This window comes from Muribacter muris (genome assembly GCF_001038205.1).
In the GTDB taxonomy this organism is placed as follows: Bacteria; Pseudomonadota; Gammaproteobacteria; order Enterobacterales; family Pasteurellaceae; genus Muribacter; species Muribacter muris.
The window spans coordinates 19254-28918 of record NZ_JWIZ01000025.1 but is presented as its reverse complement, the minus strand read 5'-3'; the positions used below and the strand labels follow the sequence as shown (position 1 = coordinate 28918).

The window sequence follows — 9665 nt, the reverse complement described above, 5'->3', positions numbered from 1 at the left end:
ACTGGCATTTGATATTGTCAACCTTGATCGGAATGTAATATCGGATTCGACCTGGTAAGCCTTGCCGTTGCTTGTTTCAGCATACTTGTGATTTGCTTGAAGTTCGGGGTTTTGACAAATTATAAGCGATAGTTAATTAAATAAGTCTTTGATTGGTGATAAATAGAGTTTGCCTTCCGTACACTTAAATTCAGTAATGTTCGTTACCCATTTCTTGTTTTGGGAAGTAGCGTGGAAGTTCTGCTGTAATAGATTATCTGCTTTTTTACCCACTTCACCCTTGATAGGAAGGGTATTTTCTACGCCTACATTTTCCTTGCAAGCCAAGCTGTGCATGATGGTTTGGACTCGTTTGTGGCTAATTGTCCGATGTTTTCTTAAGGGGCTGTAGTAGATTAGCAAGGATGCTATACTACAAAAATGAAGGTAACTCACTGTAAATTAAAGAAAAAAGTTCAGCTAAGACTGCTCGAATTTTTTTTGCAGAAGTGACAGCAAGAACAGCGGCTAATTTGTTTGGAATTCAACCGAATACCTCGGCACTGTTGTACCACAAGATTAGGCTCGTCATCGCATATCATCTCGCGCTTGAAGAACAAGACATTTTCGAAGGAAAAATCGAGGTTGATGAGAGTTATTTCGGTGGTCATCGCAAAGGTAAAAGAGGTTGGGGAGCAGCCGGAAAAGTCGCAGTTACGATGCGTTAGATGTCAGCGAATTTCAGCACGAAAGCATCAACCATTCAGAGATTTTTGTTGAGCGTGAAAATCACATTAATGGTATTGAACATTTTTGGAGCCAGGCGAAACGCGTGCTGCGAAAATACAACGGAATAAACCGAAAAAACTTCGCCTTATTCTTGAAGAAATATGAATTTCGGTTTAACTTTGGGGCACCAAAAGCACAACTAAACACGTTACGCAAATGGTGTGATATTTAGGGATAATCTACTACAGCCCCTTACAAAATACGAAAAGGCATAACCCTAACCGCCACCAAACCGCCACATCAGATATAACTAAACGATAATTTATTGATAAATAAGGAATTTTATAGAAACAACACCAGATAAAAAAACGCCTCATTTTGTGGGGGAATGAGGCGTAAAGAGTTGGAGTGATTACCTATTATTTTTGAAGTGCGCAAATGATAGTAATTCTCAAAAACTTTGGCAATTAAGTTTACGGAAATTTACAAATAAGAATAATTCTCAAATGCTGTTTGCCGATTTTCGACAACAGAATATGCCATTTTTAACGAAAAAGCGACCGCTTGCAGAGTCATAATCTCTTGCCAAAAATCAAGAATGTGGATTTTGTTTATCGGATAAAAAGCGTATAATCTCACCGTTTTTGAGAAAAGTGAGCCGAAAATGAGCCAATTTTTTTATATTCACCCTGAAAATCCGCAAGGGCGTTTAATTCAACAAGCGGTGGACATTATTAAAAAAGGCGGGGTTATCGTTTACCCGACTGACTCCGGCTATGCTTTAGGCTGCGGTATCGGAGAAAAACAGGCAATGGATCGCATTGTCGCCATTCGCAAGCTGCCCGAAAATCACAACTTCACTTTAGTGTGTAGCGATTTGTCGGAGCTGTCCAACTATGCGTTGGTAACAAATCAATCCTACCGATTGATAAAAAATAATGTGCCGAACCCTTACACCTTTATTTTACCGGCAACCAAAGAAGTACCACGGCGACTACTCACTAAACGTAAAACTATCGGGATTCGTGTGCCGGATAATGCGATTGCGTTAGCCTTAATTACAGCGTTAGGCGAGCCGATTTTATCTTGCTCGCTGATGCTGCCTGATGAAACAATCACCCAATCCGATCCCGATATGATCCGAGATTATCTCGAACATCAGGTCGATTTAATTATTCACGGCGGTTATTTGGGGCAAGCCCCGACTACCGTGGTGGATTTGACTCAAGACAGCCCCGATATAATTCGTATCGGCTCGGGTGATCCTCGCCCGTTTCAATCATTTTGACGCTTGTGAAAGCGACACATAAGGAACTTAAATGACAACATTTCGTAAACCGACTGCGGACAAGCGGTCAAATTCCCGCCCGATTTTGCAAAAAGCCGCACGCCCGCAACCGACCGCTTGTCAGCCTGCTGATGTGGCTAAAAGCGAAAAAGCGGCAGGCGAAAAATTACAAAAAATTCTCGCCCGTGCTGGCAAGGGTTCACGCCGTGAAATTGAAGCCATTATTGCCGAAGGGCGTGTTAGCGTGGACGGCAAAATCGCCAGCTTGGGCGACCGTGTGCAAGTTAATTCTGCCACAAAAATTCGGCTGGACGGGCATTTAGTCAGTTTAATTCCGGCACAAAAAGAGGTGTGCCGTGTGCTGATGTATTACAAGCCTGAGGGGGAGCTGTGTACCCGTTCCGATCCGGAAGGGCGAGCGACCGTGTTCGACCGCCTGCCCCGTCTAACCGGCGCACGTTGGGTGGCAGTCGGTCGTTTGGACATTAACACCTCTGGTTTACTCTTATTCACTACGGACGGTGAATTGGCAAACCGTTTAATGCACCCAAGCCGTGAAGTTGAACGGGAGTATTCGGTGCGGGTGTTCGGCGAAGTCGATGAAGCAATGTTGCAACGGCTACGCAAAGGCGTGCAGTTAGAAGACGGGCCGGCAAATTTCAAACAAATCAAAGCTGTCGGCGGTACGGGGCTGAATCAATGGTTTGATGTAACCCTCACGGAAGGACGTAACCGTGAAGTGCGGCGTTTGTGGGAATCACAGGGGATTCAAGTCAGCCGACTGATTCGGATTCGCTACGGTAATATTAAACTGGAGAAAAGCCTCCCCCGTGGTGGTTGGGAAGAAATGGAACTGGCACAGGTCAATTACTTGCGTGAATTGGTCGGTCTTGCGGCAGAAACGGAAACCAAAGTGGACGTGAGCAAAAATCGCCGTCGTACCAGCAGCCGCCAAATCCGCAAAGCAGTGAAGCAACACACCAAATATCGTAAAAATTAGTAAAACGGCTGAGTCGTTAAGATTCAGCCGTTTTTTTATACAGGAAATGCAATGACACACTACAATTTACACCTTAAAGCCAAAAATGAACTGACACCGCACGCCACCGCACAATATTGGCGGAAATGCCAAGTGGAAGAGCTGTTCGAGATGCCGTTTATGGAGCTGGTGTTTAAAGCGGCACAAATTCACCGTACCCATTTTAACCCGCAAGAAATTCAGCTTTCGACCCTGCTTTCCATTAAAACCGGTGGCTGCCCCGAAGATTGTGAATATTGCCCGCAATCCGCCCGCTATGATACCGGTTTGGCACGCCAAACAATGCTTGACGTAGCGGAAATTGTCGAAAAAGCTAAAATCGCTAAAGCCCGTGGCGCAAGCCGTTTTTGTATGGGCGCGGCGTGGCGAGGACCTAAACCGAAAGATATCGAAACGGTTTCGACAATTATCCGTGAGGTGAAAGCGCTAGGGTTGGAAACCTGTGGCACGTTCGGTATGTTGGAAGAAGGAATGGCGGAAGATCTCAAACAGGCGGGGCTGGATTACTACAACCACAATCTCGACACCGCACCGGAACGCTACAATCAGATTATCCATACCCGCAGTCACGACGACCGAATGGACACCTTAGGCAAAGTGCGAAACGCCGGGCTAAAAGTGTGCTGTGGCGGCATTGTCGGAATGAATGAAACCCGCCCTGAGCGTGCCAGCCTGATCGCTAGCCTCGCTAACCTCGATCCGCAGCCGGAAAGCGTACCGATCAATCAACTGGTTAAAGTGGAGGGAACGCCCCTCGCTGAAGCTGAGGAGCTTGACTGGACCGAGTTTGTCCGCACCATTGCCGTTGCCCGTATCACAATGCCGAAAAGCTATGTGCGTTTATCCGCAGGGCGTGGCGAAATGCCGGAAGCAATGCAGGCACTTTGCTTTATGGCGGGCGCAAACTCGATTTTCTACGGCGAGAAATTACTCACCACCCAAAATCCCGAACAAGATCACGATCAACAACTGATGGCGAAGCTCGATCTTTATCCGGCAACATTAGAAAACTAATCCCCATTCCTTCAATAAGCGGGCGGATTTACAAAGATGACCGCAAATCCGCCCGCTTGTTTTTGTAAATTTTACGCTTTTTTCTCTATAACCACTATTTTTTTATGGAATTTATGGCAAAATAGCTGCCCTTTTAAAACCATAAAAATTTTAAGGAAAAAGATGAAAGCCTTTTTTACTGCATTAGCAATCATTGTGGCGATTGGGCTGGGGATACATTTTAGCTCGCCCAATACTGTCCAATCTGCTTCACCACACAACCGAGTGAATGTGATCGCCCCTTGGGAAATCAACAGCCTCGATCCCGCCCAAGCCGGTGCGATTTTCCAGCGAATGAACCTTGCTGAAACCTTAGTTGAAGCCGATGCCAACGGGCAATTAGTCCCCAATTTAGCACGCAGTTGGTCAAGCAATGATGAAGCGACCCTTTGGCGTTTCCAACTGCGTGAGGGAGTGGTCTTTCATAATGGTGAACCTTTAACGGCGCAAGCGGTTGCTAACAGTCTCAATATTGCAAAAACAAAACCTGGGGTACTGCAACAAGCCTTAGTTGAGCAAATTCAAGTAGCAGCACCAGATGAAATTGAAATTCAGCTTCGCAAACCGCTGGTGGCATTCCCTGCCTACTTAACCCATTACAGTACGTTGATTTTGGCAGAGCAAGCCTATAATGCCCAAGGCGAAGTTCAGCAATTAATTGGCACAGGGGCATTTCAGGCGAAAAAGATTGAAATACCGCAAAAATTGACCGCAGAACGTTTCGAGCGTTACTGGGGTGAGTTGCCACAACTTGCACAAGCCAACTACCTTGCCAGCAGCCGTAGCGAGACACGAATGTTGATGGCGCAAAGTGATCCGGCATCACTGGTATTTAATCTTGATCCCGCCAGTGTGGAACGGTTAAAAAACGATCCGGCGTTAAGCCTAAATAGTGTGTCGATTGCCCGTACCATTCAGCTAAAAATGGATATTGGCAAACCATTTTTCCAAGATCCGATTATCCGCAAAGCCTTGAGTAAGGCGATTGATCGTCAGGCAATCGCACAGCAGGTGTTAAAAATCGAGAATGGCGCAGCAGATCAGCTACTGCCCCCTCTCTTTAGTGAATGGCGGATTGAACGCCCGACAATCGACTATTCAACGGCACAAATTAAATCAGTGCTAGTGTCTGCTGGCTATCGTTATACCGATGCCGGCATTTTAACCGACCAAAAAGGGCAGCCGTTTCAGTTCACATTACGCACCTTTGCTGATCGCCCCGAACTGCCTTTGATCGCGACCATTTTGCAGGATCAGTGGCGGAAAATCGGGGTGGAAGTCAAGGTATCCGTCGGTAACTTTAGCGAGATTCCGGCAGGGCATCAGGACGGCTCGTTAGAAATGGCACTCTATGCCTTTAATTATGGCAAAACCCTTGATCCTGTCAGTGCCTTAACGCAGGTATTTGCTGAACAAGGCAGCGATTGGGGAGTGATGAACTGGCAGGATAGCCATCTGACCCAAACCTTCCGGCAGCTTGAAAAAGAGCGTGATCCCGTGCGGGCAAATACCCTGAAACAGAAAGCTAGCCAAATTATCGCTGAAGAATTGCCGATCATTCCAGTTGTGTATTATCAGCAAAATGTGGTTGCCCATAAAACAATGGGAAATGTCATACTCGATCCTTTTGAAAGACGTTTCTTCTTGGAAAAATTAAGACCGGAATAGGACAAGACCGTGTTAAAGATGTTATTAAAACGTGCCGGTCAGCTTGCTTTAGTGATTTGGTCGGTCGGCACACTCACGTTTATTTTAACCCGTCAGCTTTCGGGGGATATGGCATACCGGATTGCCGCCAGCCGCTACGGTTACGATCAAGCCGATGCACAAGCGGCGGAAATGGTACGGGCAGAGCTGGGGCTGGCACGGGAGTGGTGGCAGGTTTACGGTGATTGGCTGCTTGAGTTGCTCCGCTTTGATTTAGGCAAATCCCTCGTCAGCGGCGGAGCGGTATGGTTGGAAATTCAGCATCAATTCGGGCATACCCTAAGCCTTGCGCTTGCTGCCCTGCTACTTGCTTTGCTGATTGGGCCGCCGCTCGGCTTACTCTGCGCTTACAAACCAAACGGCATTTTTGACCGCTTGTTTTTGCTCGTTAGCAGCCTGTTCCGTTGTGTGCCGCCTTTCATCATTGCTATCGGCTTAATCAGCCTGTTTGCCGTAACGTTAAAATGGCTACCGGCAGGCGGTTACGGCACATTTGCCCATTTTATCTTGCCTGCCTTGACACTGGCTATCGGACTGAGTGCCGTATCATTACGCATTACCCGTCAAGCAATGTTACAGGTGATGCAGGCGGACTATTATCGCTTTGCCCGTCTAAAAGGCTTATCCTCTTGGCTGACATTCATTCGCCACGGCTTACCAAATATCGCCGTGCCGGTGATTGCCTACCATAGCGTCCAACTTATCTATTTGATTGAAGGGGTGGTCATTGTGGAAAGTCTTTTTGCTTTACCGGGGAGTGGGCACGCTTTGGTGCACGCCATTATTGCCCGTGATGTGCCGATGATTCAAGGCACGGCATTGGTAATGGGCGGCTTGTTTGTTTTACTCAATTTATGGGTGGATCTGCTCAACCGCCAGCTCGATCCTCGTATTCGTGAAGGGAGATTACGATGAAATTCACTTTCGGACAATATTGCGGGGCAGCTCTGCTCACTGCTATCGTGGCACTTGCCTGCCTGCAACCCTATTTTTACCCGCAGGATATCGGCTTGCAAGATCTCAACCAAATTCTGCTTGTGCCCAATGAATTTCATTGGCTCGGAACGGATCACCTCGGACGAGATATGTTTGCCCGCCTTGCCTCTGCTATTCGGCTCTCGTTCGGGTTAGCACTCCTGTGTGTTAGCTGTGCTTGTATTCTCGGCACAACTTGCGGCATTTTAGCCGGCTTATTTCCCCATTGGGATCGGCTATTCAGTTTTATCTGCGATCTAATAATGGCACTGCCGGGATTGCTACTCATTTTGCTATTTGCCGCTCTTTCGCCCGGCACATTTTGGACGCTCTATCTTGGCATCAGTTTAGTGCTATGGGGAGAATTTTTCCGTGTCAGCCGTGCCGTTACCAGCACATTGGCAAGCAGTGCGGAATTGGAATCCTCACGTCTGATGGGAATGGGGTGGGGCTATTGCATCAAACGTCATCTATTACCTCGCCTTGTGCCGATGGTATTCACCTTAACCGCCTTTTCGATTGCTAATGCCATTTTAGCGTTAGCTACGCTAGGCTTTATCAGCGTTGGGCTACGACCGCCAACGGCAGAGCTAGGCTTGATGATGACGGAACTGTTCCCCTACTATCACCAAGCTCCTTTGATTTTCTTACAGCCTGTGCTTTGCGTTTTTGCCTTAGTGCTGGGATTACAACTACTTTCCGGAAAATTTAGCCAATGACACTGTTACATATCGAAAATCTAAGCGTCCATACTCTCGAAGGCGAGGTATTAGTCGAGCCAATCAGCTTTACCCTGAACAAAGGCGAGCATATCACTATTTTGGGCGAAACGGGGTCGGGCAAAAGTTTGCTGATTCAAGCCATAATGGGCGCATTGCCACAGGGCTTGAATGCAAGCGGTCGGATAAGCATTAAAAATGGCAAATTTTCTCCCCAATCTCACCGCTTGTCGCAGCTTTGGGGCAACACATTGACAATGCTGCCCCAAGAACCACGCCGTGCCCTTGATCCGATTATGACGATTCATCAACAACTGTGGGAAAGCCTACATTTTATCGGCAATCTAACGGTGAATGATGCAAATCGGCAAGTGCAAACGCAGCTTTGCCGTTTGGGGCTGGCAAGCAGCCAGTTTTCCTATCCCCACCAACTTTCCGGCGGAATGGCACAACGAGCTGCCTTTGCGATTGCTACGGCTACCGGCGGTGATATTATGCTTGCCGATGAGCCAACCAAAGGGCTTGATGAGGCAAATAAGCAGGCGGTGATTCATTTATTAAAACAAACCACCCAATCCGGCGGTGGACTACTGACCATTACCCACGATATTGAGGTCGCCACCGCATTGGGAGGCTATATCTTTGTGATGAAAAAGGGGACATTGGTCGAACAAGGGCAAGCACAGGACATTTTGCATTTACCAAAGCACGCCTACACCCAAGCACTGATCGCAGCCGACCCGAAACGTTGGCAAGCATTACTAAAAATCACGCCAAACCAACCGCTTGTATCAGTCAAACAACTGACGCTAAGGCGGGGAAAACGCACACTATTTTGCGATCTCAACTTTACAGTAGGGCGAGGTGAAATTTTGGGCATTATCGGCAAAAGCGGCGTGGGTAAAAGTAGCCTTGCCGATGCGTTGTGCGGTTTACTCAAACCCGCACAAGGTGAGATCAGTTGGCACAGCCGCCATCAAAAACACCAAGTGTTAAAACTCTACCAAGATCCGCCCGAAGCCTTTGCCGCGAATGTGCCGTTGCAAACCTTGTTGGACGATGTAATTAAACGGCATCGCCTTGACCGTTCACAAATCCCGCCGTTACTTGCCCAACTCGGTTTATCCGAAACGATTTTAACACGCACAGCAGACACCGTTTCCGGCGGCGAATTGCAGCGGGTAGCGATTTTACGGGCATTGCTGCTTGAACCGATCTTACTGTTTGCCGATGAAGTGACCTCACGGCTTGACCCGATTACACAGCGAGACACGATCGATTTATTGGTGTCATTGTGCCGAAAACGGCAATTCGGGCTTATTTTAGTCAGCCACGATCGCTATTTAATCGAAAAAAGTTGTGATAAAGTAATCAATCTTGAAGAGTACGCCATTTCTCACCATAATGTCGATTAAAGCCTTATTTACTCAAAAACCGCTTATCTCAAATCAGCACGGCGCATTAGCAATGGCTTTTGTGCCGTTTTTATATAGGATTTTTAGTGGGCATTTCGCCGTGTTACATATTTGGCTCGGTTTAAGTTGGTTATTTTTATATTTATTCTCTTATCCGTTTTTAGCCTTATTTAACCGTAACAATAAGGCTAAATATCAAAAATGGGCGTTGATTTATTTCAGTTTGAGCGTGATTGCCGGATTACCGGTGATATTTGCAATGCCTGCGATTTTGCAATTTATTTTACCGATCTTACCCCTTGCCGGTATCCAAATCTATTATGCCAAACAAAAAGATGAACGGCATATTGCCAATGATATTGCGGGCTTCCTTATCTTTGGCGTAATCGGTATGGCAAGCCATTATCTCACTACGCAGCACTATGCGTTTTCTATCTTGCTCCACCCGACACTCTTTTTTATTGCCACGACATTTTATGTGAAAAGCGTGGCGCGTGAACGCAAAAATCCCCGTTATGTTCAGTATAGCCTGATTATTCATTTACTATTCGGGCTGGCTTATTTAACCGCCGCAGCCTATAGCCTCGCCTTTGTTTATTTACTTGCCTTATTGAGAGCAGTGATTTTTCCCCGCTTACATTTCACGATTAAACAAATCGGCTTATGGGAATTTCCATTGCTTATCCTGTTTTTAATGGCGCTTTATCCGTTTAACGCTTCATCCTAAAAAAATAGCTGACGACTGTCAGCTATGTTTATGA

8 protein-coding genes and 2 pseudogenes are annotated in these 9665 nt (G+C 46.8%); 9 read left to right on the top strand and 1 reads right to left on the bottom strand.

The genetic code is table 11. The annotated features are described in order from the left end of the window. Positions 1-20 precede the first annotated feature (20 nt). A pseudogene (locus tag RO21_RS13390) lies at positions 21-363 on the bottom strand (DDE-type integrase/transposase/recombinase); the annotation flags it as partial. 57 nt (positions 364-420) lie between these two features. Between RO21_RS13390 and RO21_RS12435 the strand changes: the two are divergent. From RO21_RS12435 to RO21_RS05170, 9 genes and pseudogenes are all read left to right on the top strand, one after another. Then, a pseudogene (locus RO21_RS12435) lies at positions 421-940 on the top strand (transposase). Positions 941-1372: 432 nt separating this feature from the next. Continuing rightward, complete coding sequence (locus RO21_RS05205) at positions 1373-1996, top strand: L-threonylcarbamoyladenylate synthase (protein ID WP_047976736.1); 624 nt, start codon at positions 1373-1375, stop codon at positions 1994-1996. 31 nt (positions 1997-2027) lie between these two features. After that, a complete protein-coding gene (gene rluB / locus RO21_RS05200) occupies positions 2028-2996 on the top strand; it encodes a 23S rRNA pseudouridine(2605) synthase RluB (RefSeq protein ID WP_084724252.1) in 969 nt (322 codons plus the stop codon). Between the two features lie 51 nt (positions 2997-3047). Then, positions 3048-4049, top strand: coding sequence for a biotin synthase BioB (bioB, locus tag RO21_RS05195; protein ID WP_047976735.1), 1002 nt, complete (start codon positions 3048-3050; stop codon positions 4047-4049). A gap of 162 nt (positions 4050-4211) precedes the next feature. Further along, on the top strand, positions 4212-5756 hold the full coding sequence (locus tag RO21_RS05190; RefSeq protein ID WP_053067713.1) for an ABC transporter substrate-binding protein: 1545 nt from the start codon (positions 4212-4214) through the stop codon (positions 5754-5756). A 9-nt stretch (positions 5757-5765) separates the two neighbouring features. Next, positions 5766-6710 carry an ABC transporter permease gene (locus RO21_RS05185; protein ID WP_047976734.1) on the top strand — a complete coding sequence of 315 codons (945 nt, stop codon included), beginning with the start codon at positions 5766-5768 and terminating at the stop codon, positions 6708-6710. Then, positions 6707-7489 carry an ABC transporter permease gene (locus tag RO21_RS05180; protein ID WP_047976733.1) on the top strand — a complete coding sequence of 261 codons (783 nt, stop codon included), beginning with the start codon at positions 6707-6709 and terminating at the stop codon, positions 7487-7489. Before RO21_RS05185 ends, RO21_RS05180 begins: the two co-directional genes overlap by 4 nt. Further along, the gene (locus tag RO21_RS05175; protein ID WP_047976732.1) at positions 7486-8904 is read left to right on the top strand and encodes an ABC transporter ATP-binding protein; all 1419 of its coding nucleotides are present in this window, start codon (positions 7486-7488) and stop codon (positions 8902-8904) included. The genes RO21_RS05180 and RO21_RS05175 overlap by 4 nt, the downstream gene beginning before the upstream one ends. Then, a complete protein-coding gene (locus RO21_RS05170) occupies positions 8894-9631 on the top strand; it encodes a YwiC-like family protein (protein WP_047976731.1) in 738 nt (245 codons plus the stop codon). Before RO21_RS05175 ends, RO21_RS05170 begins: the two co-directional genes overlap by 11 nt. Positions 9632-9665 lie beyond the last annotated feature (34 nt).

Excerpts from the sequence above, each read along its gene's own strand:
- rluB (WP_084724252.1), top strand. The coding sequence starts at position 2,028 with ATGACAACATTTCGTAAACCGACTGCGGACAAGCGGTCAAATTCCCGC.
- RO21_RS05170 (WP_047976731.1), top strand. The coding sequence starts at position 8,894 with ATGTCGATTAAAGCCTTATTTACTCAAAAACCGCTTATCTCAAATCAG.
- bioB (WP_047976735.1), top strand. The coding sequence starts at position 3,048 with ATGACACACTACAATTTACACCTTAAAGCCAAAAATGAACTGACACCG.
- RO21_RS05190 (WP_053067713.1), top strand. The coding sequence starts at position 4,212 with ATGAAAGCCTTTTTTACTGCATTAGCAATCATTGTGGCGATTGGGCTG.
- RO21_RS05205 (WP_047976736.1), top strand. The coding sequence starts at position 1,373 with ATGAGCCAATTTTTTTATATTCACCCTGAAAATCCGCAAGGGCGTTTA.
- RO21_RS05175 (WP_047976732.1), top strand. The coding sequence starts at position 7,486 with ATGACACTGTTACATATCGAAAATCTAAGCGTCCATACTCTCGAAGGC.
- RO21_RS05180 (WP_047976733.1), top strand. The coding sequence starts at position 6,707 with ATGAAATTCACTTTCGGACAATATTGCGGGGCAGCTCTGCTCACTGCT.